Below are 26,572 nucleotides of genomic sequence, written 5' to 3' on the forward strand. Positions count from 1 at the left end.
TGGGAAAAAACACCATGATTGTACAATGCCCGAAATGCCAGGCCAAGTTTGCGCTTCCTGACGACAAGATCGGCTCGTCCGGAGCCAAACTGCGTTGCGGCAAATGCCGCAATGTCTTTCACGTCGATCCGCCGGATCTGCCCGATGCCGGCGGTCTGACGGATTTTGATTTTCCCGACGATCTGGCCCCCACGCCCCCCAGGGCTGGCGGGGCCGGCGCAGCCGACCGTCCCGGCCCGGCCATGCCCGATGACGACATCCCGGCCGGGCTGTTTCATTCCGAATCCTATGACGGCGGGCCAGCCCCCAAAAAGGGGCGTGAACCTGAGCCGGACCTGGAGGACGATTTCCCGGGCGGTCCGGTCAAACCGGGATTCAGCCTTGACGATGTGGCTGATCTGCCCTTGCCGGGCAGCCGACCGTCAAAAGAACGACGCAAACGCGTGCTGATCCTTGGCAGCGTGCTGGTTGTCCTGGTGGCTGCGACTCTGGCTGCCGTGTATTTCCTGGATCTGTGGCCCGGCAAAAAAGCCGCCAAGAACGCTGCCGAGCCGCCGGCTGCCGAGACAGCTGCCCCGGCGGCTGATGCGGCCAAGCCGGCCGTCGACAAGCCGGCCGCCCCGACCGCCCCTGGCGCACCGGCCGCCCAGAAGCCTGAGGAGACGGCCAAGGTCAAGGACATCATGCTGCAAAACGTGCGGCAATATTACGTGTCCAACGAAAAGGCCGGCCAACTCTTTGTCATCGAAGGCAAGGCCGTCAACAATTTCAAGTCGCCCAAGGAAATGATCAAGCTTGAGGCCAGCCTGTTTGACGAGAAGGGCGGGACGATCATTGCCAAGGAAGAACTGGCCGGCAACACGGTTTCGCTTTTTCAACTGCAGGTCATGACTCGCGACGAGCTGAAAAACGCCCTGGCTTCCCAGGTCGGCGTGCTCACCAACAACACCAATATCGCACCAGCCGGCGAAGTGCCCTTCATGATGGTCTTTTTCGATCCTCCTGAGACCGTCAAGGAGTTCGGAGTCAAGGTCGTTGACGCCAAGGACCCGCCCCGGCAGTAGCATGGCGGTCAAACCGAAGCGGGTTTTCGTCTGCAGTGATTGCGGCGGCACGGCGCCCACCTGGCGCGGCCAATGCCCCCGGTGCGGAGCCTGGAACACCCTGGTGGAAAAGATCAGGCCTGCCCACACCTCCGGCCCGGACGGCTTGCCGTCCGGGCTGCCCATTGTCCTGGGGGATCACCCGGGCGGCGATTTCAAACCCTTTCCCACCGGCATCGAAGGCCTGGACCGGGTGCTCGGCGGCGGTCTGACCCCGGGCGGGGCCGTGCTCCTGGGCGGCGAACCGGGCATCGGCAAATCCACCTTGCTGCTGCAACTGGCCGGTCTGGCTGCAGCCGCCGGGCGGCGGGTGGTCTATGTCTCCGGCGAGGAATCCCTGCCCCAGCTCAAGTCCCGGGGCGAACGGCTGGGCGTGCTCCACGACGGGCTGCTGGCCGCTTCCACCACCGACGCCGGGGCCACCGTGGAGATCCTCGGCGGGACGCCCGCCCCAGACCTCGTCATCCTCGATTCCGTCCAGACCATGCACGCTGCCGGCGTCGAAGGCGCAGCCGGGTCCGTGTCCCAGGTCCGAGCCGTGGCCGCAGCCTGCGTGGAAGCAGCCAAGCGCGGCGACGCCTGTCTGGTCCTGGTCGGCCACGTCACCAAGGACGGCCAGATTGCCGGTCCCAAGCTGCTCGAGCACATGGTCGACACGGTGCTTTACCTCGAAGGCGAACGCCGCCATCTTTTTCGCATCCTGCGGGTGCTCAAAAACCGCTACGGTCCGACCGACGAGCTGCTGGTCATGGAGATGCGCGAGGCTGGGTTGTGCGAAGTGCCCGATCCCTCGACCTTTTTTTTGGGCGACCGCGACCCGGCCGTGTCCGGCTCGGCCGTGGTCATGGCCATGGAAGGTCGCCGGCCCTTTGCCGTGGAGGTCCAGGCGCTGGCGGCCAAGTCCTTTCTTTCCATGCCGCGCCGGGCCGCTCTTGGCCTCGACGTCGGCCGGCTCCATCTGCTCCTGGCCGTGCTCGAAAAGCGCCTGCGCCTGAACCTCGGCCAGACCGACATCTACGCCAAGCTCGGCGGCGGTCTCAAAATCGCCGATCCTGGCCTGGACCTCGGCATTGCGGCAGCGGTCCTGTCCTCGTTTTATGACCGGCCCCTGCCGGCCGGGGCGGTCTTTTGGGGCGAAGTGGACCTGTCCGGGCGCATCCGGCCGGCTGCCGCCCAGGAAACGCGTCTCAAACAGGCCGAACGCCTGGGCTACGGTCCCATCATTTGCCCCGACAGCGGCAAAGGCCGGCCCAAGGCCGACAATCTCGGCGATCTGGCCCGGCTGCTTTTTTCCTGAGAGCGTGAGGGAAGAGTGCCTCCGGCGGCCAAAGGGCTGAGCCCTTTGGAATCCCACCTGGGGGAAGTTTGATTTGACCGGGTGCGTTGCCAAGTCGAGACGCGAAAGTTGCTTTTTGAGCTTGACGGGAACCACCGTTGCTCCGGTGGCCGGGATGATCCCGCGGACCCCTGCAAAGGGAGAAATTTGTCATGGGGTTTTTGGCGATGGCCGGTCATCCGGTCGGCTGTGGACCGGACAGCACAGCGGAGCGTCACGGGCCGCATCCGGGCGGATGAAACGTCGCGGAAAGCAACTGGAGTGGCGATGAGCGAACAGGTGTGTTTCTGCTTTGGCTACACCGTGGCCGACATCGAGACCGATCTGACCCGAAACGCCGGTCGCTCCACCATTCTGGAGCGGATCGCGGCGGAGAAATCGTTCGGGGCCTGCCAATGCGCCCAAAAAAATCCCAAAGGCCGCTGATGCCTGCCTGACGTCCGCCAGGTGGCGGCGGCATGGAACAGGGAGCGGGGAGGCTTTCCAGGCGGGTAAAGCGGGCAGGCTCGTTGTCTTGCGGCTGGCCCGATCCCGGTTGGCTCTGTCCCAGCGGCGGATGCCGCTGCCCAGGCCATATCGCCGCCTTGGTTCGGGGCAAAAGCGGCGGCGAGGGGGAGCCGGCTTGCGTCCGGCCCGGCCTGGGCGGCCCCCGATGGTCAGGCCGGCGCTGCGGCTTCGATCTCGAGCACATCGCCCGGCCGGGCATAGCGGAAAAGGGTCGTCCCGGGCCGGCTGAGCCGGTCGGCGTATTGATCGATATACGCGACATGCCCACCCAGGTGCATAGGCACGAAGACCCGCGGACTGAGGCGCTCGACCAGTTCCGGCGCGCCGGACAGGCTTCCCGCCAGCCTCGGGTCCATGTTGGTGAAAGCTACATCAAGCGGCCGCGCAGCCAGACGGGTCAGGGTGCGTCGCCAGGACATCCCCACCGCCCGATTGGCGGCCGGCGAGTTGCCCGGCCAGTCCCACAAGGCCAGATCCCCGCCGAAATAGACGGCCAGCCCTGTCACGTCGATGCGGTAGGCCAGCCCCAGGTCGTTGCTCTCAAGGGCTTCCACGACAATATCCCCGACCTCCCGAACCATGTCCGGTTCCATAACCAAGGTATCCGCCGGCAGGACGTCGCCATACAGATCGGCCACGTCGTCGGACACGACAAACCGGCGCGAGGCCGCCCCGGCCGTGGCCGCCACGATATTCGGACCAAAATGGTCGTCGTGGCTGTGGGAGACAAAGACGGTCAGATCGGAGCCGGCTAGGTGCGAAGCGGCGGCCCGGGCCGCCGCTTCGGGCAGATAACTGGGTGCGGGGTAGTCAAAGAGCAGGCTTGCGCCGCCCGCTTCCAGGATAAAGCAGTCGTGGTGGATGTAGACGATGCGGGCCGGCATGGCGGTAGGCTAGCGCGGCATCCCTAAAAAAATACGAGCGTATTTTTTTAGAATATTTGTCGTCTCGTAGACCATCGGCTTGGCTTCATGCCGCCGGGGGGGCCGAGGATGCGACACTAGGCAATATCCCACTGGGGGCCGGTCGGGGTGTCCATGACCGTCACGCCAAGGCCGGCCAGTTCGTCGCGGATGACGTCGGAACGGGCGAAATCCTTGGCCTTGCGGGCTTCCTGGCGTTCGACTACCAGCCCGTCGATCCGGGTGGCGTCGATGCCCAGGCGCGCCAGACGGCAGGTTTTGAGATCGGCCAGAAAGCTTTGGCTGTCGCTGCCAAGCACCCCGAGGATCGTTGACCAGACCGCCAGAGCATCCAGGATGCGGCGTAAAATTGCCGCCGTTTCCCGGCTTTTGCCAAGCGTCTTGTCCTCCATGAGCCGGCCGGCCAGCCGGACCACCCCAAACACATGGCCCATAGCCTGGGCGGTGTTAAGGTCGTCGTCCATAGCCGCTGTGAAGCCGTCCTCGTGCCGGGTCAACTCCTCAAGCACGTCGGCCGGGAGTTTCGTCTCGCTCCATTTGGCCCGGGTGAGGGCCTGCTCCATCTGGGCTTTGGCCGTGTAGACGCGCTTGATGCCCTTTTCCGCCTCGTCCAGGCCCTGGTCGGAATAATCAAGCGGGCTTCGGTACTGCGACGACAAAAGGAAAAAGCGGAGCACTTCCGGGAGATAGCAGGCGTAGATGTCGCGGATGGTGACAAAGTTGCCAAGCGACTTGGACATCTTTTCGGTGTTGATGCGCACGAATCCGTTGTGCACCCAATAGCGGCAGAATTCCCCGCCAATGGCCGCCTCGCTCTGGGCGATCTCGTTTTCGTGGTGGGGAAAAATCAGATCCTGGCCGCCGCCGTGAATGTCGATGGGCATGCCCAGGAGCTTTTCGCTCATGGCCGAACATTCGAGATGCCAGCCGGGACGACCCGGGCCAAAGGGGCTTTCCCAGACCGGCTCGCCGGGCTTGGAGGCTTTCCACAGGGCGAAATCCAGCGGATCTTCCTTTTCCTCGCCAGGGGCCACCCGGGCTCCCGAACGCATGTCTTCCACGTCGCGGCCTGAGAGCTTGCCATAGCCCTCAAAGGAGCGCACCCGGAAATAGACGTCGCCCGACGGGGTGCGGTAGGCGTGGCCGCCGTCGATGAGGCGCTGGGCCAAGGCAGCCATTTCGTCGATATATTCCGTGGCCTTGGGTTCGGCGTCCGGACGCAGTATGCCGAGTCTGTCCATGTCTTCGTAAAAAGCCGCGATGTAGCGCGTAGCGATCTCCGTCGAGGTCGTGCCTTCGCTATTGGCCTTCTTGATGATCTTGTCGTCCACATCGGTAAAATTGCGAACGAATTTTACCTCGTTGCCGATGTGGCGCAGATAGCGCACGAGCACATCAAAGACCACCGAGGACCGGGCGTGGCCGATATGGCACAGGTCGTAGGCGGTGATCCCGCAGACGTACAGGGCCACCTTGCCCGGCACGCGGGGAACGAACGGCTCCTTGGCCCGGGTCATGGTGTTATAAAGCTGCATCCTCGCCTCCCGTCAAAAAGTCATCACCCTTTGCAAAGGGGAGTAGTAAAGTCAACCAGGGGGAGAAAACCCCGGGCCAAGCGGCCCGCAGCAACCGGGAGCCGCCCCATGTTTCCGCCTTCCACCGACAACGTCCAACGGGTGTGTATCCCCCCCCCGCAGACTGCCCGAACAAGGCAGTCAATTGTGGGAAAACAACCACTTTCCCGGCCAAGGGGTCCGGGGGGATTATCCCCCGGCGGGGTGCAGGGGCAGCGCCCCTGATTATTATTCCAGCCGCCAGCCGGTGACCAGGGCCACGGCCTTGATGCCTTTTTTCTCGCCGGTAAAGCCCAGGCCCTCTTCGGTGGTGGCCTTGAGGTTGACGTGGGATTTGTCCAGGCCAAGCAGCGCCGCCACGTTGACCCGGATGGCTTCGGCGTGGGGGCTTATTTTGGGAATCTGGGCAATGATGGTCAAATCGACGTGGGTGATGGTCAGTCCCCGGCTTTTGGCCAGGATCAGGGCTTCGCTTAAAAATACGCCCGAGGCCATGTTGTCGAAATCGGGGTTGCTGTCTGGAAACAGCCGCCCAATGTCGCCGCCGCAAACGCAGCCCAGCACCGCGTCGACCAGGGCATGGAGCAACACGTCGCCATCGGAATGGGCCAGGACTTCGGGCGCGCCGAGGATGGGATAGCCCCCGAGTTTCATGGACCGTGCCGGCTGTTTGCCCGGCCGGGCCGGGTCGGCGTAGCGGTGTACGTCGTAGCCGTAGCCGGTGACGGGCAGGGGGCGGGTCGAGGCGGCTTCCAGCCGGAGCAGGTCTTCAGGGTTGGTGATCTTCATGTTGTGCGGTGCTCCGGGAACGGTGAAAACGGGCTGGCTCAGGTGTTCGACCAGACTGGCGTCATCGGTGACGGTGAAGTCCTCGCCAGCCTGGGCAAAGGCGGCCAGGAGCAGGGCTTTGTCAAATCCTTGCGGCGTCTGCACGGCGGCCAGGGCGTGGCGCGGCAGGGTGGCCACAACGGTCGTGTCGGCCACTTCCTTGATGGTGTCGGTGACGGGCAAGGTCGGAATGACGGCTTGGCGTCCGGCGGCCAGGGCCTCGGCCACACGGCCGATCAGGGCGGCATCGACAAAGGGCCGGGCCGCGTCGTGAATGAGGACCTGGTCGGCCTCACGGGGCAGGGCGGCCAGACCGTTTCGCACCGAATCCTGGCGTCTGGCTCCGCCGACGGCGGTCAGGACCGGGATGCCCGGGTGGGTGCGTTCCAGCAGTCCGGCCAGTTCTGCGGCAGCCTGCGCCAGTTCGTCCGGCGGAAAGACGACGACCAGGCCGGCGACCGTGGGGGATTTGGCGAAAACGGCCAGGGAGTGCCAGTACAGGGGGCGACCGGCCCAGGCTAAAAACTGCTTTTTGACGCCGCCCGAGGCCTCGGCCAGACGGGTGCCGGAGCCGGCGGCGAGCAGCACGGTCCACAGGGACACAGGGCATCCTTTGGTTTACGTGGAAAAAAAATGGGGAGTCGGCCGATAAGCCGGGTTTTGTTCCCCGGAAGTTCCGGGGCGGCCATCATTCCTCTAGGACCGCAGTTGCCTGCGGCCTCAAGCAACCTACCCGAGGGCACGGCCGGGCCAGCCTTAACGCCCTCCTATTTGGTCTTGCTTCGAACGGGGCATGCCGAGCTTGCCGTGTCACCACGGCAACTGGTGGGCTCTTACCCCACCGTTTCACCCTTACCTGCGCTTGTGGCGCGGGCGGTTTGTTTTCTGTTGCGCTCTCCCGAGATCGCTCTCGCTGGACGTTATCCAGCGTCCTGCCCTGTGAAGCCCGGACTTTCCTCCCCGGGCCATACGGCCCGCGACGATAGCCTGTCCGACTCCCCGACGACTTCATAAGGCCCTTTTGGCGGTCCGTCAAAGGGCTTGCCCGATAATTGGCATCTTGAGGACCGGCCGGGCCGGTGGTAGGAGGGACATGCCTTCCCCTGTCGCACACCCTGGAGGCTCCTGATGCGCGCTTTTCTTGCCTTGCTCCTGCTTCTGGGATCGGCCAGTCCGGCCCTGGCCACGGATTGGCGGTTTCTGGCTGCCCATGACGACCAATCCGTGGCCCTCTACTATGACCGCCATTCGGTGCGTACTGCCGGCGATTTGGTCAAGGTGCGGATCAAACGGGTCTTTGACGAGGCCGAAGGGCTTGAAATCGCGGCCGAGCAGGGCTTTACCGAAGGCGTGGCCTATGTGGTGGAGCGGGTGGCCGTGGATTGCGCCCAGCACCGTATTTCCCGGCAGCAGGCGGCCTGGATCGGCGTCGGCGGCAAGACCCTTGACCGCACGGTGGCCCCGTCGCCAGGATGGCGGGCTATGCGTCCCGGCGGCCTTGGTGAAGCCCTTTGCCGCGAATTGGACTGACGCCGCACGGTGGGGCGGGGGAGTTTCCCGCTTCCCGTCTGCTCCTGGGCGTAGAAAGGGTCGGCTCCATCCTCCGGTTGACCAACTCCGTGGCCGGCCGGCCCCTGGGCGCGAGGACTTGGACAACGAAAACCGTCCTCCTCGCTTGAGGATTATAGCTTAACCGACTGTCCAGTTTTCCGCGACCACCTCACATCTGACGAAGCTGATGATGGACGAGAAGTTCTATAAGATCGAAGGAATGGATGAACGGTGTGTCTCTGGAAACGTCAAGTATGCCGCAGATGGAATCCCTATGAGCCCAACGATGCTGAAGAATTATGGGTATGTCCTGGGAGACGAGTTCAAGATCCTTTGCCCTGAGGGTGGGACAATTATACTGGAAAATATTTAACGGGCAATATTTTTTGGATAGTTTTGCTGAAATGGGCCATGTCTTCAAGGAAAATCGGTTGGCTCGGGTCTTTATTTGTTAGCGGGAAGTAGATATCGATGAGAACAATACGTTGGGTGAGATAAATAATATACAGAGGATTTGGCAAAACTAGATATAGGCGAAGTATCAAGATTATGCTGCGTTGATCTTCCTCCAAAATGAAACGGAATAACTACCAGGAGCCATTTGCAATGAAAAGCGTAGTGATGCTAATTCCAGTAGTTCTGTTATTGTTTGCTTGCCAAGTTGAGAAACATGTTGAACAAGATTCTCTTTCAAAGAGCAATGTCGTTCAGAAATTTTCGTACAAGAATAAGTCAATCCAAGGCCCATTAGTTGTGGTGCTGCCTGGTAAAATTTCGAGCAATGACTTAGCGTTCTCCATGAAAGTTTCTAATAATAATATAGCTGATTTTGCTGCGATTGAACTTTCGGACGCCAATTTTCAAGTTGTTGAAGCATCAAGTCACCCAGCATACCTGGATGAATACCTTCTTGCGCTTCGGCAGGGAGATGAGAACGCTGTGAGGATTTTTCGAGAAAGATACTTTTCACAGGTTAAAATGATTTTGTCTTTCGATGTAGTAAAGGCTGAACCTGTTAGTGGTGTTAACAAATCTTTTAATGGGGTAGCTATTGGCTCATTAGTCTCAATGGCTATGGCATTTGCAGGAAAAGCTGATGTAGGCAGAGCTACTGGTGCAATTATTTCCTCGGTAAATTCAAATGAGAATTCATCTGTTTGGGTTGTTGGGATGCGATATAAAGTACTTAGTCCACACTCAGGTACGCAAGTGTCAACTAATTATCTTGAAGATAAACTCGAGGTTTCATCCCAAAGCCAAAGTTTTCTATGTATTACTAAAGGTGAGGCAAAACGAGATGGTTTTGATTCCATCGTTGAACGATTAATTCAAAAATCAGTTGAAGAACTAGATACATCATTTAAAACATCTCAGATAGATGAGGCCGATATTAAACTTAAGAGAAAAGAATCTGTGAAGGGAGATGAGAAAGTTGTTGATGAGTATGTAGGCAAGGTTAAAAAGAAAAAGCAAGAGACAGCAGATGCTTTAGTCTTTGTCGAAAGGTACAAAAATGGTCAAGTTAGCTTAAGTGATCCGTTGGTTGTTTACTGTGCCTCAACTCGTGCGCTTTTAGAGGAAGCAATGAAAAATCCACAGATGCCACGCTTGGATGAACTCGAAAAGCAGAGCGCCAAGTTGACTGGCGATCTTCGAGAAACACATAGCTATAAATATCAAATAGTAGAAAGCGGCGTTGAAACATGCAAGATTCGATGCACAGATCGCTATACAATCACAGTTATGGGCAGCCTGAGTCAGGGATATTACAGTGTGACTTATTCTCTGGCGAAAGAGAATGGTGAATGGAAAATTTGTGATATAGTGTTTGGCTAATTTAGAAATGGGTACGTTCTGCATTTCCGGGGCAGCTGACTTGTGTTTTTGCTTGTGATGATTCATTCATCTATGCGAACTTTGGTCAGTTTTCGTTTTTATTTAAAGTACACATTCCTGGATGTCAGGATAACCCATTAACACTTGATTGATATGATAAGAATTACCCTCTTTTGAAATACACATAAGTGCTTTTCGGTATGATTGACGCCGTCAAAAGATGAAAGGATTAAAGCAGCCCTTTTTGTGTTTTCATCGGTGAGTGCACCGATGGCAATGGACCACATGTTTGAGTCTTGCAGCTCTTCCTCGCCATCGTTGAATTTTACCAAACGATAGGGGGGATTTTATTTGTAGGTATTGTTAAACATTCTTCCGTAGACATGCATTTTGTAGCTTAGATTTTTCATCAGGCCGGCCTTCGGAGCAGCCTGTTCATGGCGGCGAGGAGGGTGGTGCGGCGAACCGGCTTGCTTAAGTAGGCCGAACAGCCGGCATCCAGGCAGGCGGCTTGATCCTCGGGGAAAGCCCGGGCCGTGATGCCGATGATGGGGACCGGGGTGGTTCCGCTGCCGCGTTCATAGGCGCGGATGGCCCGGGTGGCGCTCATGCCGTCCATGACCGGCATGACATGATCCATGAGTACGATGTCAATGTCGCCTTTTTTATAGCGCTCCAGGGCATCGAGGCCGTTGTCCGCTTCTTCCAGGATGACCGGTTCATTTTCCAGAAAAAGACTCACCACCTGCCGGTTGCCGATCGAATCGTCGGCCAGAAGAACGCGCCAGGGGGCGCCGTTGTTGTCGACCAAGCCTGATTGGGGGTGGTCCGGCTGTCTGGCCGCAACCGCGGGTTCCATCCTGGCGGGAGCTTCCTCGAGCTGGACAGTTGCCGTCACCGTGGTCCCCTGTCCCAGCACGCTCTCAATGGTCAGTTTGCCCTGCATGAGTTCGGTGAGGCGTTTGGCGATAGCCAGGCCCAGGCCGGTGCCGCGCCGCTGGTCTGCATTGCCCTGAAAAAAGTTGTCGCAGACCCGGTCAAGGTCCTGGCGGGGGATGCCGATGCCTGTATCCTGGCAAACAAGCCGCAACAGAAAATGGCCGCCGTGCAGGGGAGTTGCCGACGCCGTCAGCCGGATTTCGCCCTCGTGGGTGAATTTGCAGGCATTGGCCAGCAGATTGGCCACGATCTGGGTCAGCCGGATCGGATCGCCCAGAGCGAACTGGGGAATGGTTGGGGCGATATCGCAATACAGAGGGAGATGCTTCTCTTCGGCCTGGGAGGTGAAAATAGCACAGGTCTGAAACAGGGCCTCAGGCAGATGAAAGGGTTCGGTCACCAGAGGCAGTTTGCCGACTTCCAGTTTGGACAGGTCGAGAATGTCGTTGATGATGCGCATGAGGATTTGGCCCGAGTGCTGGAAAATATCCACATAGCGCTTCTGGCGGGGAGAGAGCGGTGTCCCGGCGAGCAGTTCGGCCATGCCCAGGATGGCGTTCATGGGGGTGCGGATTTCGTGGCTCATGTTGGCCAGGAAATCGGATTTGGCCCGGCTGCCTTGTTCGGCCCGTTCTCGGGCGGCCATGAGTTCGCCTTCCAGGCTCTTGCGTTCGGTGATGTCGGCAATGAGCATGAGCAGGCAGCGCTTTTCAAAGGCGTCGATGATGACGCACGAACACAGACCGACGATACGCCGGCCGTCAACGTGGCGGAAGGTCAGCTCCCGGTTGATGATGGATTCGGCAACCTGGAGTTCAAGGACGAGGTTGTCGCGGTTCTCAAAGTGTTCCCAGAACCCAAGTTCAAGGGAGGTGCGCCCCAGGGTCTGTTCGGCCGGGATGCCTGTCAGCTGGGTGAAGGCTTCGTTGGCCCGAAGCATCAGGGCCGACTCTTCTTCGCTGATGGTGACGGCCAGGGGGGAAAACTGAAAGATGGTGGAAAAGCTCATGCGACTGCGGTGTAAGGCTTCTTCTGCGGCTTTTCGTTCTTCGATCTCGTTTTCCAGATCAGCGGTGCGGAGTCGAATCGTTTCCTCAAGCTCCAGGCGGCGGCGCTCCATGGCGGCTACGCGCCAGCGATACCCTTGGTTGAGCAGGGCGATGGCGGCCAGGGCGGCTAGGGAGCGGAACCACCAGGTGCCCCAGAACGGCGGCGCAATGGTGATGGCCAGGGTGGTCCCGGTGTCGTTCCACAGGCCGTCGTTATTGGACGCCCGCACCCGCAGCCGATAGTATCCGGGATCAAGGTTGGTGTATGTAGCTATATTGCTGGGAGAGGGCGGCGAGAAATCCGTGTCGAAGCCTTCCAGCTTGTGACTGAAACGGTTGCGCGAGGGGTCGGCAAAGTCCAGGGCGGCGAAAGTGAATTCCAGGATGTTGTCTTCGTAGCGCAGCCCGAGCTTCGTGGCCACAGCTGGATTGCCGGCGTCTTCGTAGGGTTTGTTGCGTACCGAGAGTCCGGTAATGACCACGGGCGGAACATGGGGATTGGGCCGGATGCGGTCCGGGGGAAAAACTGTCAGCCCGTTTGTGCCGCCAAAAAAAAGCTCACCGGTTGGGCCTTTGGCAAAGGCGTTCATCCAGAATTCCAGACCGGTCAGGCCGTCGCGGTCGCTGAAGTTATGAATTTCCCCGGTGGCCGGCGTATAGCGAAAAAGGCCACGGAAGGTGCTGCACCAGAGATTGCCGTCGCCGTCGCGCAAAAGGCCCTGGATGCCGTCGTTGACTAGGCCGTTGTTGATGGTCAGGCGTAGAAATTTGCCGGTTTGCGGATCAAAATGATTGAGCCCGGCGTCCGTGCCGATCCAAAGCGTTCCGGACGGATCAAGGAGGATGGGGGTGACGCGGTTGTTAGACAGTGAATCTTCCACCCCGGGGGTGTGCTCCCAGTGGGTGAAGGTCTGGCTTTTGCCGTCGAAGCGGTTCAGCCCGGCATTGGTGCCGATCCACAGAATGCCGTCCGGGGCCGGGGTAATGTGGCGCACGCGGTTGTGGCTGATGCTGCCCGGATCATCGGGATTGTGGCGATAGGTTTTGGCTTTGCCTGTCTCCGGGTCAAAGCGCACCAGTCCCCCGGAACTGGTGCCGAGCCACAACATCCCGTCTGCATCCTCGGCGATCCACCAGATCTTGTCCTGGCTGATGCTTTCCGGGTTGTCGGGATTGTGCCGGAAATGGGTGAATATTCCGCGACTCGGATCGTAGCGGTCCAGGCCCTTGTCGATGGTGCCGATCCACAATCGGCCTTTGCGGTCAAAATGCAGGCAATTGATGCCGTCGTCGGCGATGCTGTCAGGGTTTGATGGATCGGCGCGAAAAACGGTGACCTTGCCGGTGCGACGATTGACGTGGTTCAGGCCGCTATAACGGGTGCCAACCCACAGGCTGTCGGCGCTTTCCAGGGCAATTGCGCTGACGGCGTTGCCAGACAGTGCCCCGGGTTGCCCCGGGCCGCTGCGATAGGGCACGAACACCTGATAGGCGGGGTTGTACTTGCCCACCCCCCCGGAATAGGTGCCAAACCACAGGAGGCCCCCGGCATCCTCCACCACGCTCATGACTTCATTTTGGGGCAGACTTTCCGGATCAAGCGGGTTGTGGACCGCCATGACCGCTTGGTAGTCTCCAGGGTGGCCGGCGACAGGGCGCATCTGGGCCAACCCCTGGTTCGTCCCGATAAAAAGCTCTCCCCTGGAATCACGGAAGGCAAACCAGGTGGCGTACCCGGGCAGGTAATGGTCGACATGGCCTGATGCGAGGTCGAAGCGATAGGCTCCATGGATTTCTGTGAGCACCCACAGGGTATCCGGGCCGTCGCAGTCCAGGCCGTTTATGCGGACATCAGCCGGCAGGTTGCCCAGGGAACCGGCAAGCAGGGGGGAGGTTTGGGCCGTGGCATCGGCCACGACATAAATACCGCGGGTGGTGGCGGCGAAAATGCCGCCTTGGACCCGGGTACGAACGGCTATGATCGGGCTTTTATCCGGCAGTCCGTTTTCATTGGATAAAACGATTGAAGCGGCCGTGTCGTTCGTTGGTTCCAATCGGGCCAGTCCGTTTTCGCCTCCCACCCACAACTGTCCCCCGGCTTCGCGGACGATGGCCCGGATTTCCTTGTCCTCGTTGCTGCCAGGGGAGGGATTGACTGTCGGGAAGGGGCGGAACGTGTCGGATGCGCGGTCGTAGGCAACCAGACCGCCGTTTTTAGTGCCGACAAGCAGCGTCCCGGTCTCGGGATCAACGTATAAGGCGCGGATACTGTTGTCCGGCAGCGAACCGGCGTTGCCGGGCTGATTGCGATAGACCTTCACCCGGATTCCGTCGTACCGGTTGAGGCCATCATACGTGCCAATCCAGAGAAATCCCTGCTTGTCCTGGGCCATGCAGACGACGTACGATTGGGACAAACCCTGCTCCAGCGAGAGTCGCTGGAAACGGGGGGGTGGTTCACAGTATGAAGAAAGCGGCAGGGAAAGGCAGAAGAAGACGCAGAGAAGCCCTTGCCAGCAAGAGAGACGGAAATGGTTTGTGAGATTGCCGGTGTTGGGAGGTCTGGATGGTATCATAGCATGAGGGTCAGCTTTTCGTTGTGTTGGAGAGCGGTCCCGAGCTAAAAAAACACCAGCTATTCTTGGGTGAGTATGCGGCAATCAGAAAAGGAATTCAATTGGTTTTCTGCTATACCGCACGAATGGTCCGGTGATGCTCGTCGGGATGAAAAAGATCCGGGCACGCACACCCGGCCGCGGGGAGGAACGTATGGCTAGGCGAGTAAGACTGATGTTGTTGCCGCTGCTTATCGTATTGGCTGGTTCGGCGAACGGTCAACAATCCTATCAGGATGCGTATGCCACGCTTTTAGCTGCTTATGTTCGAAATGGCATCGTAGAGTATGCCGGGTTGAAAAAACAGGAAAGACAGGTTCAGGCGGTTTTGGACAGTATGGCCGCCATTGATCCGGCTGATTTTTCTGGTGCTGATCGGAAAGCATATTATATTAATGTCTATAATGTTTGGACCATTGAGCTAATTTTGGAGCATTGGCCGGGTATCCGTTCCATAAAGGAAGCCGGGAGTTTCATTCGTTCTCCCTGGAAACGAAATTTTGTGCATCTGCATGGCGATGTCGTCAGTCTTGACGCCATCGAGCACGACATACTGCGTCGTAATTTTCCAGATCCCAGGGTGCATTTTGCCCTCAATTGCGCTTCTCGCAGCTGTCCGCCTCTGGCTGAACAGCCCTATCGAGGTGAAACCCTTGATGCCCAGCTCGAAGACAGGACATCGTCTTTTATTAATAATCCGGCCAATACATTTGTCAGGGAATCAAGACTCCATGTCAGCAAGATATTTGATTGGTACAGTGCAGATTTTGGCGGCCAGGATGGGGTCTGGTCCTTTATCCGGCACTATGCCGGACCACAACTTGCCGCCTCGCTCGACACGGTAACCGACAAGCGTCTTGTTTTTACAGACTACGACTGGTCGCTTAACGACCGTCCCCTGCCAACCAGACCTCCCGAAGACGGGGATACGGCGGAGCGTCCGTAATGGACGCATGTCCCGGCCTCGACTGTGCTTGCAGGCCTCTGCCCTTGGATCCGGAGGGTGTGACTCCAGCGCAAACGGCGGTGGATTTTTTGCGGTTTGCCGTGCTCCTGGCTGCCTTGGCAGGACTTGCCCTTTGTGGTCGGTTTGCGGCCGGCCGGCTGGTTTACGGCAGTTGTTTCGCGGCCGCGTTTGCCGCCCTGGTCTGGAGCGTCCGGCATGTCCCGGCCAACCGGCCCAGGGGGCGGATCACCGCGATTATTCTGACCCTGGCCGTACTCATCCGGCTGCTTTTTTTCTGGGCCTGGCCGGCTGATTCCGACATCAACCGCTACATTGTCGAAGGCAATATGCAGTCTGCCGCCGGCAACCCCTATCAGCTTGCCCCGGGTGATCCGGCGGTATTGCCCCTGCTTTCGCCGACGGGACGGGAACTGCTTAGCCGGGTCAATCATCCCGAACTCTCGGCCGCCTATCCGCCCCTGGCTGAACTCGTCTGCCGGCTCACGGCGTTTGTCTCGCCCACGCCGGCAGCCTTCAAGACCGTGGCCCTGCTGGCCGATCTGGTCGCCTGTCTGCTCCTGGTCCGTATCCTGGCTGCCCGGTGTTTGCCGCCGGTCTGGCTGGCCTTTTTCGCGCTCAACCCCCTGACCCTGGCCATGGGCGTCGGCGAGGGGCATCTTGATGCCCTGGTTGCCCTGGCCGTGGTTTTGGCTCTTGGGGCTTTTGACCGTCGGCGCGACGGTTGGGGATTTTTCTGGCTCGGGGTAGCCGGTATGGTGAAATATCCGGCTTTGCTGCTTATCCCGTTTTTCTGGCGACGCGGGAATGTGGCCAGGACGGTCTGGTGCCTCCTGCCTCTTGCCTGCTTCTGGCCCTACCGGGAGGCCGGCGGGGACGTGTTTCGCTCCTTGACCGTTTTCGCCGGCTATGTTTCTCACGGCGGGCCGCTGACAGCCGTTTTTCAGCCGCTCCTCGGGGGCCTGGCCCCGGCCGTGTCCCTGGCCATTGGCGCGACAATCCTGGCTGTCGGCTGGCTGGCCGTGCAGGACCGGCTGCGCGGCGGTCTTTGGGCCATGGTCACGGTGCTTGCCTGTCTGCCGACTGTCTACCCTTGGTATTGGTTGGTTGTTGTTCCATTTTGGCTGCTGCGCCCCGGCTGGCCGGTGCTGTGGCTGCTGGCTGGCCAGGGATTGGCGACCGCGCCGACTTGGCTGCGCGGGTCGGGCCTTGGGGGGGAAGGGACGGCCATGGCAGCCGTCTGGCTGCCGTTTGCCCTTTTACTGATCCTGGCGTTGCGCCGGCCGACCTTTGTGGCCAAGCTCCAGGCCTTTGGCCCGGTGCGCACGTTGTCGGTCATTGTGCCGACCCGTAACGAACAGGTGGTGATTGGCCGTTGTCTCGGCTCGTTGCTGGGGACGGGAGTGGCTGAAGTAGTGGTGGCGGATGGCGGCTCAGGCGATGCCACGGGAGCCTTGGCCAAAGGGCAGGGCGCTCGGGTGGTTGTGGCCGACGGCGGCCGGGGCGGGCAGATTGCAGCGGCCCTTCGCCACTGCCGGGGGGATGTTGTGCTTGTGCTGCATGCCGATGCCGTCCTTGCGCCGGATGTGCCGACCCGCATTGTCCGGGCGCTTAATGCTTGGCCCCAGGTTGCCGGCGGCGTGGTCGGGATGCGGTTTGACGTCCCGGGACAGGGACTTTTTTTGCTCACGAGGCTTAACGCCCTGCGATCTGTGGCCATGGGCATCGGTTTTGGCGATCAGGGCCAATTCTTTCGACGCGAGGCCTTGGCGGCGGCTGGGGGATTTCCGAATATGGCTCTGATGGAAGATGTGGAGGTCTCCCTGCGGCTGCGCAGCGTCGGGGAGACGATCAGTCTGGGGGGCGGCATCGTGGTGTCCGGGCGGCGCTGGGCCGGCCCGGGGTTTGGCGGCAAGGCCGTCGGGGTGATCCGACTTTTTCTGATCTATCTGGCCGGCCGGCGGCTGGGGTTGGCCGACCCTACCGGCTGGTGGTATTACAAACGCTATTACGGCCGGCCGCCTCACCATACGGCAGTGTAGGCCAGGGGGGCCAGATCCCAGGTCCGCCCATAGACATGCACCCGCCTCGTCGGCGCGCCGGCGGCGTCGACCAACGTCCCTCCAGCGTGGAGCCAGCCGAGCAGGCCGGCCTCCAGATTGGCCACGGCAAGGCCTTGCCGGTTGAGTTTCCGGGTGAGCAGGCCGCTGCGGTAGCCGATGGTGCAGTAGGCCACTGCGGTCTTGCCGGCATACCGGCCGGGGTCAGCGGTAAACTGCTCCACGGTGACGGCCCCCGGCAGGGTCGATACGGCCCGTTCCGCGTCGCTGCGGGCGTCGATGAAGACCGCTTTGCCCTCGCGCCACAGGGAGAGGGCCGCAGCCGGGGCCATCTCCGGCACATCCGGGAAATCCTGTCGGTAGCCGGCAAACAGTTCGTTTATCCGCTGCGCCCGGGCGGCGTCGTCTGTGGGCGGATGTTGGCAGGCGGTGGCGAGCAGGCAGAAAACAAGGACCAGCAGGCCGGAACGGCAGGCTCGGCTGGGCCGGATCGGATAGGGCGGCATGGTCAGGTCCTACTGGCGAGGCTGGGTGGTTTTTGCGGCCTTCTCTGGCTTGTCCCCATCCGTTTCCGGCCGCCTCCGGCGGCAGGTCCCGGGCAGTCAGGCGCCGCTCGAACCTGGGCGCGATCCGGTCAGGCAAAAGGCCAGCAGTCCGATAACCAGGGCGGCCATGGCCAAAATGTATTCCATAAACCTTTCCTACCATTTCCGAGCGCCTTCGTCGATGGCCGGTTGATGACAGCCCCGGGGAAAGGGGCTATGAAGCGACCAGATTAATACGCCGTTGCGGCGGCTATCGGAGGAAGCATGGGCAAATGGAGTTTACTGGTCGCGGCAGCGCTCGTCTGTACAATAGCGCAGCCGGCCAAGGCTGAAGATGATGTTGACCGGGTTCGCAAGGTGTTGCGGGAGCATCCTGACATCGTGCTGGAGGCCATCCGGCAGCAGGGACCGGCTGTCCTCGAAGTGATCGAAACCACCGCCCGGGCACGCCAGAAGGACCTCGAGCGGATTCGTTTCGCCCAGTCCCTGGCCAAGCCGTTGACCCCAAAGATGGAAGCCGGCCGGGCCTCGCTTGGACCGCAGAACGCCCCGGTGACGATTGTCGAGTATTCCGATTTTCTGTGCCATTTCTGCGGACAGGCCTCGGGTACGGTCAAAAGCCTGATCCAGAACCATCCGGACGATACCCGGCTGGTCTTTAAGCACTTTGCCACCGGCAAAAACAGCATCCGGGCCGCATTGTATTTTGAGGCCATAAACCTCCAGGACCCCAAAAAGGCCTGGGAGTTCATGGATGCGGTCTTTGCCCGACAAAAGGATGTGACTGAAAAGGGCGACGAAGTCCTCGACGCCATTGCCAAGGAAGTCGGCGCTGACGCCAAAAAGCTGGCCGAGGACCTCAAGCACAAGGATCTGGCCGACCGGGTGGCTGCGGACACCAAAGAAGCCCGGGATTTCGGGTTCGAGGGAACGCCGGTATTTCTTATCAACGGTGCGCCGGTTCGCGGTGCTGTGCCTCTTGAAATCCTTGACGAATTCGTTGGGGTTGCAGCCAAGGCCGGCAAAGCGCCCACTGCCCAGTAGCCAATCAACCTTTTGCTTCGGCCCGGGGCTTGTCTTCGGGCCGAAGCAGGCCTACCAGGGGACGATATCCGTGCAGGCCGGGACCGTGCCATGCCAAGCATCAGACAGATACTCGTCCAGAACGTCATCAAGACCATTCCGATAGGGCTGCTTGTCATCAGCCCGCGCGGAATCATCATTGCCGCCAGCCCGTCGGCCGCCCAATTGCTCGGTTTGTCTCCCGAAACACTGGAGGGGCGTGATTGGCACACACTTCTGACGGACGGGCCGGTTAACGAATCGTTTAATTGCAATCTCATCGAAGCTGTGGAAAAAGCGCGGCCGTTTCGGCATTGTCTGGCGGATTACCAACGCCCGGACGGTGGGCTGCGGCGCTTCTCTATGACCGCCTCCTGTCCGCGTATCGAGGACAGGCCGGTGGGGGTGACGCTCCTGTTTGACGACGTGACTGCCCTGTACCGAAGCCGGGAACGGGAAACGGCCGCACTTCGGGAGAAAAATCGGCTGCAGCACGACATGATCGAGAGTTTAAACAACCTCGCCCTGTCCGTCGCCCACCAGATACGCAATCCGGCTGCGGCAATTGGCGGATTTGCCCTCAAGCTCCTGCGTGACCACAAAGAACGGCATCTTTCCACAGACCACCCCGACATTATTTTTCAAGAAGCCAGACGGCTGGAAGATCTCGTCGGCGCCGTGGTGCGCCTGGCTTCCCTGGCCCAGCCGCGCTTTGCTGCCGTACAACTTGGCCGGGTGGTCGAGGAAGCGGTCAGCCGGGCCACTGAAACGGCGGCCGGGCTGCACAAACGGGTGGACTGTCGGCTGTCGCTGGAAACAGTCGAGATCGTTGCTGACGAGTCCCTGCTTGGACAGGCGTTTGATGAAATATTTTTGAATGCGGTGGAGTTTGCCGGACGGGAAGCCGTAACCATTGCCGTCAATCTCGCCCGACGGGACGAAGCCTGCCAGCTCACCATTGCCGATGACGGACCAGGGGTGCGAAACGAGCTGCGGCCTTTTGTTTTTGACCCCTTTTTCACCACCAAGGCCCGGGGAGCCGGCATTGGTCTCAGTCTGGCCCGCAAAGCTGTGTTGGAACACAACGGGGAGATCGATCTGCACGGGGACGCGAGCGGTGGAACGGCCGTGGTCATTCGTCTTTTCGATACCCCTGAGGCCGGCCTTGGCCGCGAGGCCTTTTACGGGCGCATGGGGCTTGACGTGCGGGAGATTAAGACCAAGGCCCGGGAACTTGGTCTGGACATTTCGGGTCTGACCACGATCGACGCCGTGCGGACCATCCAGAAACGCGAAGGCTTTTCCCCGTGTTTCGCTTGGGGGGTCCACGACCGTTGCGGCCAGGAATTGTGCGCCTTTCGGCGTGAATGCGTCCTGACCATGCGCATCGACGATGGTCGGCGCATTATCTATGGCGGGGTCTGATGCGCGTCAAAGCCGTTTTTGCCGACCGGGTGCGTCGGCGTGTCGTTGCCGGGCTTTTGGGCTGCCTGTTGCCTGTCTTGGCCGCCGGGCCGGGGGGCCCGGACCGTGTACGGGTATGAGGACAGTCTGGGGATGCTCCACACCAGCTCCACCAAGGTCAACGAGCACTACAAGCCGCTTTTTGAGGGCAAGGCCGAGCATGAGGCCCTTATGCGGGCGCTTCGGGAACAAAATGCCCTGGGCGGCCCGCCCCTGGCCCAGGTCATGCCTGTTGACCTGGGACCGCTGTCTGAAGCCGGCGAGCGGATCATGCGGCAGGCTGCGCCGTATATGGGCGCTCCGTATCTTTTGGGGGGCGACACCGCAGCCGGCATCGACTGCTCCGGTCTGACCCGGGCTGTTTATGCCGGTTTTGGCTGCAAGCTGCCCCGCCAAAGCCGGTTGCAGGCCGGGCTTGGCGCACCGGTGTCCGCCGCCGAGCTGGCCCCCGGCGACCTGCTTTTTTTCAGTACCAATCGGGATGTGGGCATCAGCCACGTGGGCATCTATCTTGGCAACGGCCGGATGCTGCATTCAAGCCCCAGGCGCGGCGGGGTCGGCGTGGACCGCCTGTCCGGCACGGATTACGAGCGCTGGTTCGTGGCCGCCAGGCGTCTGACCCGGCCCGAGAGTGTCGGGACTGTCAGTGCGGCCGGCCCACCGGGCCGCAGTGTCGACCCAAAGAGACGAGCAGCAAAAGGGGATTGAGGTCTATGCGGGAGAGGGTGTCGGGCATTGACGCGAGCATCTGCGTCGGCTGCGGGGAGTGTGTTTCGGTGTGCCCGTCCGGTGTGCTGGCTGTGGCGAATGGGTTGGCCAGGGTGGTTGCCGAGCACTGCATCGGTTGCGGCCACTGCCAGGCCGTATGCCCGGCCGGGGCTGTCTCCCTGGCCGGGGCCGATCCTTGGGCCGGGATGTACGCTGTGATCAAACCGACGGGCGCGGTGATCGCCCCGGGGGCATTTCCGGCTGGGCAACTGGTCGATCTGCTGCGTTCACGGCGTTCCTGCCGGCGCTTCACGGACCGGGGCGTGCCCGGACCGGCGCTCGAGGATCTGGTGCGGGCGGCGGTGACCGCGCCGTCGGGCACCAATTCCCAGGCTTGGACCTTTACGGTGTTGACGTCGCGGGCGGCGGTCCTGGACCTGGGGCAGGCCGTGGCCGGCTTTTTCACGCGACTGAACAAACTGGCCGCCAAGACACTTTTGCGTCGTGTGTTCAGCCTCATCGGTCGCCCGGAGCTGGAAAATTATTACCGTGAGCATTATGCTTCGGTGGCCGCCGCCCTGGTCGAGTGGGAACGCGATCACACGGACAGACTTTTTCATGGGGCCACGGCGGCCGTCATAATTGGTTCCCGGCCCGGGGCGAGTTGTCCGGCCGAGGATGCTCTGCTGGCCGCCGGGAATCTGCTGCTTGCCGCCCATTGCCTGGGTCTGGGAAGCTGTTTGATCGGCTATGCCGTGGAAGCCATGCGCCATGATCGGCGGGTCAAGGAAGCGGCGGGCGTGCCGCGCACGGAATCGGTCTACGCGGTGGTGGCTTTGGGCTGGCCGGATGTGACATATGTGCGGTCGACTGGACGCGGTCGGCCGGTCGTGCGTTACAAGACGGCCTGAGGCGTGGATCGTGCGGGGTTGGGTGTATCAGGATGCGATTTTTTATGGCACGACCCGGGTAGAAAGGGTCGGCGGGGTGCCTCGGAGGGATGGGAGCGATGCGGAGATTGGCTGTATTGGCACTGGTGTTGGGACTGTTTTATGCCGGCCCCTGTGATGCGTCGGCCGAGCGGACGGAGGCAGTGCGTTTGCAGGGGCTGATGTTGCGGCGGGAACCGGATGGCGCGTCGCCCAGGATCCGGGCGCTTCGGGCCGGCGAAGTCGTGACTGTGACCGGACGCAAGGGCGAGTATGTGGCCGTCACATTGGCTGACGGCGTATCCGGGTATGTCCATGGCGGCTTTCTGACCGGTTTTGACGATATTGCGCCCATGCCGGCCTATGCCGCCCGCATTGATCCCGGGGTGGCGCGTCCAGGGCAGGCCCCTGGGAGGGCTGGGAAGCCCGAGGCGGCTAAGCCTGTTGCGGCCAAACCGGCTCCTTTGCCTGCCGTCACAGCTCGGGAGACTCCGGGCAAGCCTGGGCCGGCCCCGGCCATGCCGGCGTATGCGCCGGTTGCCGACGGCGGCGGACTGAACCGTTTCCTGGCCACGCTTGCCCAAACAGGCGGGGCCGACACCTCCGTGGATTCGGAAGACGCAGCCGCGTACAACGCCCGCAAGAACCGCTACTCCATTGAGGTTCACCTCTCCCAGCGCAAGCTCTATCTGTACGAGAATCTCCCGGACGGTTCGCGGCAACTGGTGCGTCTGTATGTTGTGGCCGTGCCGGGGCGGGAGATGGAAGCCCCACAAGGCTGGGGCGTGGTGACGGGCATAAATTTCGAGCCGTCCTGGCGGCCGACCCCGGCCATGAAAGAGCGGGCGCTCAAAAAGGGCAAACCGTTGCCGGAGTACGTGGGACCGGGCGTCAAGGACAACCCCATGGGACCGTTTAAAATCATCTTGTCCCACGGCTACGGATTCCGTATTCACGGCAATAACAATCCCAATTCCATCGGTCGGCCCGTCACCAGCGGGTGCATTCGAATGCGCAATGATGAAGGCAAGGACATGGCCAAAATGATTGACGTCGGTACGGAAGTGGTCATTCTGGACTAATGCCGACGCCAGAATGAGCGGCAGGTCCGAGGGGAACGCGGGGGTGTTTCCCATGGAGGTTCCATGAAAGGGTTGTTCCCATGCGGGGAGCTGGCGGCAGACGCCGGCGAGGAGCATCGGGTAACCGGGACCGGGAGGCCGGCGACCTTTGATCCGGAAGGCGCCCGGTTGCATATGGGCGTGGATCCGGAAGGGTTCAGGCGGATTTTTGACTGCATCTGGCATGAAGTGGCCAAACGGCGCACGCTCCTTGACGAGGCTTACGAGGCTGGCGATATGACCAGTGTGATCTTGCAGGCCCACACCATCAAAAGTTCCGCTGCCTCCATCGGTGCGCTGGGCCTGGGTCGGGCCGCTGCCGCCGTGGAGGAGGCCGCACGTGACGGCGCGACAGACGCTCTGGCCGCTGCCATGGTGCGTTTTCACGCCGCCAAGGAAACCTTGAGCCGGCTCGTGGGCCTCGGCTGAGCCAGGTCCACGCCACTTGCGACAGGGAGGAGGCGTTCTTGAAGCGTCGTTGTATTGCCGTCTCGGCCCTACTGGCCGTATGTTTGTCCGGATGCGCTGCCAATAAGGATTTTGAAAAAGAAATCCTGGGCCATCCCGCCCCTGAATCGCCAAGCGACACAGGTTGGTCGCGTCAGGCGCCGACTGCGCCGCCCGCAAAACAGGTCCCGTCCGCCCCGTATGCTCCAGGGCCCAACTCCCAGGCGCCGTTACCGGAGCAACCGGCAGCGCCAGGTGTGCCGGTTCCGGTCACGCCGCCGCCGGCTCCCGTCGCCCGGCCCCAGGGGACGGCGAAGCAGCCCATTGCCCCACCTGTGGTGGACGGTCCTTCGCCTGTGACCGATGCCAGGTTCGCACCCAAGCCCTTTACTCCTGGTGCGGTCGATGGGCAAAATCAGCCGCCGGCGTCCCCTGGAGCCGGGGCGACCGGAGTGGCTGGGGGGCAGCCCAATGCCGCGCCGACGCCCACGGCCGTCCAACCGCAAGCAACCGCCTCCTCGGCCCCGCAACCGGCCGGCGCACCATCGGATCGGGCCACGTTCACTTTCATGGTCGGTTCCTTTGCCCACAATGAAAAAGCCGGGGAACTCATGGCGACCCTGGAGGCTCGGGGATTTTCCACCCGCATGGACCAGGGCAAGCTCAACAACAAGACCTTTTACAAGGTGTACGCGGTCAAGGAAGGCAACCGGGCCGAGCTTGAAGGGGAGTTGTTCGCTGCCGGCGTGACCGAGCCTCGGTTGACCGAGGAACGGCCTGTGGACCGGGTGGCTCCGGCCAAGGCCTTCGGCGGCGCCAGCGCCAAAGTGGCTCCGGCGGCCTCGCCCAAGGGCACCTCGCCCAAACCCTCCGGGAATATCCCCCCGCCCATTGTCGAGCCGGCCCCGCCCCTGCCCGACGGCTACGTGCCCCCACCGCCCAAGGCGTCGGGTTCCTAGTCATTTAGGGAGGAGCCTCCGGCGGCCAAAGGGCTGAGTCCTTTGGAATCCCACCTGGGGTTCGTTTGATTTGACGGGAACCGCCGTGGCTCCGGCGGCCGAGGGAGAGGAGCCTCCCAGGACCCCTCAAAAGGGGGAAGCGTTTCTCCCATGGATTTCATGGATGCGATAGTGTCATGATCATAGCGCGCGGCCACGGGATTTCCCCGTGGCTGCACTGGTTTTGCCCTTGCCCCCCAGTGACAGGCACAGGATGCCGGCCAGGACGCCAGCGCAGCCGGCCATTTCCTGCCAAGCAACCGTCTCTCCGCACCAGATCGCCGCGAAACACAGCGCCGCTACCGGCATCATGCCGGTGGTCACTCCGGCTGTGGCCGCATCCACCCGCACCACGCCGTAAAACCACAGCATATAGGCCGCTGCCGTCACGCCAAGGGCGTAGTAGACGACCTCGCCGAGGCTTTTGAGACTGACGGCGTGCAGGTCAAGCGCCTGTCCCTGCCACAGGCCCGGTCCCAGAAAGAGCAGACAGCCGAAGACGGACACCCACATGGCCGCGGCCAGGGGGGAGAGCGGTTCGCGCACTGTGCGGCGAAGCAGTAAAAAGACGGCCTCGAATCCCACGGCGCACAAAACGAGCAGGTTGCCAAGGAGGGGCGACGGTCCAATCGGAGCGACTTTGGCCTCGGCCCCCAGGATGGCGATGCCGCAGGTGGTGCAGGCAATGCCGACCACAGCGGCCTTGCCAAGCCGTTCACGGAAGACAAGCCAGCCCAGGAGGGCCACGGCTGCCGGCGTGGCTGCCGCGACAACGCCGGCCGAAGCCGCTCCGGTCAGGGCCAGACCGGAAAGCAGACAGGCCGTAAAGAGAAACGAGCCACACACAGCCTGGGCAAAAAGGGCGACCGCCGTTGGCCAGGTCACCCAGGGGAAGCGGCCCTCAAGCCGGATAACCAGGGGCACGAGCACGAGGCTGGCCAGGGTGAATCGGGCCAGGGAGGCGAAATAGAGCGGCAGGGTCGTGATCATGGTGCGTCCGACGGCAATCGACGAGCCGACCAGCACCATGGCCGCGAGCAGAGCCGAGACGGCCTTTAGGCGAGACGACATGGGATACAACCTCCGTCATGGGTGAGATGACGGAAGCTACCGGGACGTCGACCGGTTCTCTTGAACAATCTTGCGCCATGCCCCGGGCGTCAGGCCGAATCGAGCCCGAAAGACACGGGTCATGTGGCTTTGGTCGGCAAAACCGACATCCGCTGCAATGTCGGCCAGGCGCTGCGGCCCGGCCAACCGGTCCCGGGCGGCCCGGCAGCGAAATTCCAGCAGATGGGCATGGGGCGGCAGTCCGGTCTGGCGGGTCACCGCCCGGGCCAGGTGCCAAGGCGAGAGTCCGGTAGCGGCAGCCAATTCCTCCAGCTGGATATCCTCGGCATAGCGCGCGGACAAAATCTCCAGGACGAGGCGCACGGCCCGTGGTTCGGAGCGGCTGGGCGGGGCGAGCGGGTGGTCGTCGCCGTGCCGGGCGATCCAGGCGGCAAGAAGGATGAGCAACTGGGTCTGTTTGGCCAGGGTGGCTGGAGAGGAGGCCAAGAGCAGATGATGGGTGCGGGAGAACAGGGCCGAGAGGGGCGCGTCTTCCACCATGCCCGGGCGGAAATGCGGCAATGGCGCGCCCGGCGGCAGCACCAGGGACAGAGCCGTGGCCGGTAAATAGAACATGCGGTAGCGCCAGCCCTCGGGCACGGCCGGACCGCCGTCATGGGGCACGCCGGGCTGGGCCAGACTGAGACTCCCTGGCGCGGCAACCACCTGACTGCCCCGATACCGAAAGGTCAGCGCACCGGAATCGATGCGGCCAAGCGCATATTCCTCGTGGGCATGGCGGGAAAAGCGCTGGGTGCGATAGCGGGCGCGCAGGGCCAGGATGCCGCCGCAAATGGGCAGCTCCATGGCGGTGGCCGCATCGGCCGGGGGTTGGGCTGGGGGAGTGTCCATGACCATGAAAAACGCCGCCGCGCAGAGGCGCGGCGGCGTTGTCACAGTGGT

Annotated in this window: 21 protein-coding genes, 1 other RNA gene and 1 pseudogene; 15 read left to right on the top strand and 8 right to left on the bottom strand. The window is 61.6% G+C overall.

The window, feature by feature from the left end:
- The first annotated feature begins 14 nt into the window (after window positions 1-14).
- The 3 genes from NY78_RS02655 (at window position 15) to NY78_RS02665 (ending at window position 2,865) form a co-directional block, all read left to right on the top strand.
- On the top strand, window positions 15-1,064 hold the full coding sequence (locus NY78_RS02655; RefSeq protein ID WP_043631302.1) for a DUF3426 domain-containing protein: 1,050 nt from the start codon (window positions 15-17) through the stop codon (window positions 1,062-1,064).
- Between the two features lies 1 nt (window position 1,065).
- Complete coding sequence (radA, locus tag NY78_RS02660; RefSeq protein WP_043631304.1) at window positions 1,066-2,400, top strand: DNA repair protein RadA; 1,335 nt, start codon at window positions 1,066-1,068, stop codon at window positions 2,398-2,400.
- A gap of 306 nt (window positions 2,401-2,706) precedes the next feature.
- A complete protein-coding gene (locus NY78_RS02665) occupies window positions 2,707-2,865 on the top strand; it encodes a hypothetical protein (protein WP_043631307.1) in 159 nt (52 codons plus the stop codon).
- A gap of 230 nt (window positions 2,866-3,095) precedes the next feature.
- Here NY78_RS02665 and NY78_RS02670 read toward each other — a convergent pair whose 3' ends face one another.
- From NY78_RS02670 to rnpB, 4 genes are all read right to left on the bottom strand, one after another.
- Complete coding sequence (locus NY78_RS02670) at window positions 3,096-3,830, bottom strand: MBL fold metallo-hydrolase (RefSeq protein ID WP_043631309.1); 735 nt, start codon at window positions 3,828-3,830, stop codon at window positions 3,096-3,098.
- Window positions 3,831-3,946: 116 nt separating this feature from the next.
- Entirely contained in the window at window positions 3,947-5,404 is a 1,458-nt protein-coding gene (cysS, locus tag NY78_RS02675) for a cysteine--tRNA ligase (protein WP_043631311.1), read from the bottom strand.
- A 267-nt stretch (window positions 5,405-5,671) separates the two neighbouring features.
- Window positions 5,672-6,874: a 2-C-methyl-D-erythritol 4-phosphate cytidylyltransferase gene (gene ispD, locus NY78_RS02680; protein ID WP_043631313.1), complete on the bottom strand. Its 1,203-nt coding sequence runs from the start codon at window positions 6,872-6,874 to the stop codon at window positions 5,672-5,674.
- Between the two features lie 30 nt (window positions 6,875-6,904).
- An RNA gene (gene rnpB, locus NY78_RS22980) (RNase P RNA component class A) lies at window positions 6,905-7,270 on the bottom strand.
- 129 nt (window positions 7,271-7,399) lie between these two features.
- Between rnpB and NY78_RS02685 the strand changes: the two genes are divergently transcribed.
- The 3 genes and pseudogenes from NY78_RS02685 to NY78_RS24490 all read left to right on the top strand — a co-directional run bounded on the left by NY78_RS02685 (window position 7,400) and on the right by NY78_RS24490 (window position 9,658).
- Entirely contained in the window at window positions 7,400-7,801 is a 402-nt protein-coding gene (locus tag NY78_RS02685; protein ID WP_231583712.1) for a surface-adhesin E family protein, read from the top strand.
- Between the two features lie 190 nt (window positions 7,802-7,991).
- Window positions 7,992-8,195: pseudogene (locus tag NY78_RS02690) on the top strand (ArsR family transcriptional regulator); the annotation flags it as partial.
- Between the two features lie 233 nt (window positions 8,196-8,428).
- A complete protein-coding gene (locus NY78_RS24490; protein ID WP_156180852.1) occupies window positions 8,429-9,658 on the top strand; it encodes a hypothetical protein in 1,230 nt (409 codons plus the stop codon).
- A 409-nt stretch (window positions 9,659-10,067) separates the two neighbouring features.
- On the opposite strand, the gene NY78_RS02700 is transcribed toward NY78_RS24490, so the two are convergent.
- Window positions 10,068-14,063, bottom strand: a complete 3,996-nt coding sequence (locus NY78_RS02700; RefSeq protein WP_231583714.1) for a hybrid sensor histidine kinase/response regulator — start codon at window positions 14,061-14,063, stop codon at window positions 10,068-10,070.
- 373 nt (window positions 14,064-14,436) lie between these two features.
- Here NY78_RS02700 and NY78_RS02705 point away from each other — a divergent pair, with 373 nt between their 5' ends.
- Together NY78_RS02705 and NY78_RS22845 are read left to right on the top strand one after the other, a co-directional pair.
- Entirely contained in the window at window positions 14,437-15,207 is a 771-nt protein-coding gene (locus NY78_RS02705; RefSeq protein WP_231583715.1) for a DUF547 domain-containing protein, read from the top strand.
- A gap of 59 nt (window positions 15,208-15,266) precedes the next feature.
- The gene (locus NY78_RS22845; protein WP_047959989.1) at window positions 15,267-17,267 is read left to right on the top strand and encodes a glycosyltransferase; all 2,001 of its coding nucleotides are present in this window, start codon (window positions 15,267-15,269) and stop codon (window positions 17,265-17,267) included.
- Here the strand turns inward: NY78_RS22845 and NY78_RS02715 are convergent.
- Window positions 17,249-17,791 carry a rhodanese-like domain-containing protein gene (locus tag NY78_RS02715; RefSeq protein WP_043631322.1) on the bottom strand — a complete coding sequence of 181 codons (543 nt, stop codon included), beginning with the start codon at window positions 17,789-17,791 and terminating at the stop codon, window positions 17,249-17,251. The two genes, NY78_RS22845 and NY78_RS02715, sit on opposite strands and share 19 nt — an antisense overlap.
- A 303-nt stretch (window positions 17,792-18,094) precedes the next feature.
- Here NY78_RS02715 and NY78_RS02720 point away from each other — a divergent pair, with 303 nt between their 5' ends.
- The 7 genes from NY78_RS02720 to NY78_RS02750 all read left to right on the top strand — a co-directional run bounded on the left by NY78_RS02720 (window position 18,095) and on the right by NY78_RS02750 (window position 24,520).
- Entirely contained in the window at window positions 18,095-18,874 is a 780-nt protein-coding gene (locus NY78_RS02720) for a DsbA family protein (RefSeq protein ID WP_043631324.1), read from the top strand.
- A gap of 90 nt (window positions 18,875-18,964) precedes the next feature.
- Window positions 18,965-20,317, top strand: a complete 1,353-nt coding sequence (locus NY78_RS02725; RefSeq protein ID WP_043631327.1) for a two-component system sensor histidine kinase NtrB — start codon at window positions 18,965-18,967, stop codon at window positions 20,315-20,317.
- Between the two features lie 105 nt (window positions 20,318-20,422).
- Window positions 20,423-21,064 carry a C40 family peptidase gene (locus NY78_RS02730; RefSeq protein ID WP_231583716.1) on the top strand — a complete coding sequence of 214 codons (642 nt, stop codon included), beginning with the start codon at window positions 20,423-20,425 and terminating at the stop codon, window positions 21,062-21,064.
- A gap of 5 nt (window positions 21,065-21,069) precedes the next feature.
- The gene (locus tag NY78_RS02735) at window positions 21,070-21,975 is read left to right on the top strand and encodes a nitroreductase family protein (RefSeq protein WP_043631330.1); all 906 of its coding nucleotides are present in this window, start codon (window positions 21,070-21,072) and stop codon (window positions 21,973-21,975) included.
- Between the two features lie 200 nt (window positions 21,976-22,175).
- Window positions 22,176-23,075 carry a L,D-transpeptidase family protein gene (locus NY78_RS02740; RefSeq protein ID WP_197084194.1) on the top strand — a complete coding sequence of 300 codons (900 nt, stop codon included), beginning with the start codon at window positions 22,176-22,178 and terminating at the stop codon, window positions 23,073-23,075.
- 63 nt (window positions 23,076-23,138) lie between these two features.
- Window positions 23,139-23,543 (top strand): Hpt domain-containing protein, encoded by a 405-nt coding sequence (locus tag NY78_RS02745; protein WP_043631333.1) that lies wholly within the window; start codon window positions 23,139-23,141, stop codon window positions 23,541-23,543.
- Between the two features lie 275 nt (window positions 23,544-23,818).
- Entirely contained in the window at window positions 23,819-24,520 is a 702-nt protein-coding gene (locus NY78_RS02750; protein ID WP_231583717.1) for an SPOR domain-containing protein, read from the top strand.
- A 180-nt stretch (window positions 24,521-24,700) separates the two neighbouring features.
- Here NY78_RS02750 and NY78_RS02755 read toward each other — a convergent pair whose 3' ends face one another.
- Entirely contained in the window at window positions 24,701-25,630 is a 930-nt protein-coding gene (locus NY78_RS02755) for a DMT family transporter (RefSeq protein ID WP_043631339.1), read from the bottom strand.
- 36 nt (window positions 25,631-25,666) lie between these two features.
- Window positions 25,667-26,527: an AraC family transcriptional regulator gene (locus tag NY78_RS02760; RefSeq protein WP_043631342.1), complete on the bottom strand. Its 861-nt coding sequence runs from the start codon at window positions 26,525-26,527 to the stop codon at window positions 25,667-25,669.
- Between the last annotated feature and the right edge of the window lie 45 nt (window positions 26,528-26,572).

The sequence above is a fragment of the Desulfovibrio sp. TomC genome (assembly GCF_000801335.2).
GTDB lineage: Bacteria > Desulfobacterota > Desulfovibrionia > Desulfovibrionales > Desulfovibrionaceae > Solidesulfovibrio.

What these genes read in the sequence shown, in the direction of transcription:
- NY78_RS02655 (WP_043631302.1), top strand. Translation starts at nt 15, where the DNA reads ATGATTGTACAATGCCCGAAATGCCAGGCCAAGTTTGCGCTTCCTGAC.
- radA (WP_043631304.1), top strand. Translation starts at nt 1,066, where the DNA reads ATGGCGGTCAAACCGAAGCGGGTTTTCGTCTGCAGTGATTGCGGCGGC.
- NY78_RS02665 (WP_043631307.1), top strand. Translation starts at nt 2,707, where the DNA reads ATGAGCGAACAGGTGTGTTTCTGCTTTGGCTACACCGTGGCCGACATC.
- NY78_RS02670 (WP_043631309.1), bottom strand. Translation starts at nt 3,830, where the DNA reads ATGCCGGCCCGCATCGTCTACATCCACCACGACTGCTTTATCCTGGAA.
- cysS (WP_043631311.1), bottom strand. Translation starts at nt 5,404, where the DNA reads ATGCAGCTTTATAACACCATGACCCGGGCCAAGGAGCCGTTCGTTCCC.
- NY78_RS02685 (WP_231583712.1), top strand. Translation starts at nt 7,400, where the DNA reads ATGCGCGCTTTTCTTGCCTTGCTCCTGCTTCTGGGATCGGCCAGTCCG.
- NY78_RS24490 (WP_156180852.1), top strand. Translation starts at nt 8,429, where the DNA reads ATGAAAAGCGTAGTGATGCTAATTCCAGTAGTTCTGTTATTGTTTGCT.
- NY78_RS02705 (WP_231583715.1), top strand. Translation starts at nt 14,437, where the DNA reads ATGTTGTTGCCGCTGCTTATCGTATTGGCTGGTTCGGCGAACGGTCAA.
- NY78_RS02715 (WP_043631322.1), bottom strand. Translation starts at nt 17,791, where the DNA reads ATGCCGCCCTATCCGATCCGGCCCAGCCGAGCCTGCCGTTCCGGCCTG.
- NY78_RS02720 (WP_043631324.1), top strand. Translation starts at nt 18,095, where the DNA reads ATGGGCAAATGGAGTTTACTGGTCGCGGCAGCGCTCGTCTGTACAATA.
- NY78_RS02725 (WP_043631327.1), top strand. Translation starts at nt 18,965, where the DNA reads ATGCCAAGCATCAGACAGATACTCGTCCAGAACGTCATCAAGACCATT.
- NY78_RS02735 (WP_043631330.1), top strand. Translation starts at nt 21,070, where the DNA reads ATGCGGGAGAGGGTGTCGGGCATTGACGCGAGCATCTGCGTCGGCTGC.
- NY78_RS02740 (WP_197084194.1), top strand. Translation starts at nt 22,176, where the DNA reads ATGTTGCGGCGGGAACCGGATGGCGCGTCGCCCAGGATCCGGGCGCTT.
- NY78_RS02745 (WP_043631333.1), top strand. Translation starts at nt 23,139, where the DNA reads ATGAAAGGGTTGTTCCCATGCGGGGAGCTGGCGGCAGACGCCGGCGAG.
- NY78_RS02755 (WP_043631339.1), bottom strand. Translation starts at nt 25,630, where the DNA reads ATGTCGTCTCGCCTAAAGGCCGTCTCGGCTCTGCTCGCGGCCATGGTG.
- NY78_RS02760 (WP_043631342.1), bottom strand. Translation starts at nt 26,527, where the DNA reads ATGGTCATGGACACTCCCCCAGCCCAACCCCCGGCCGATGCGGCCACC.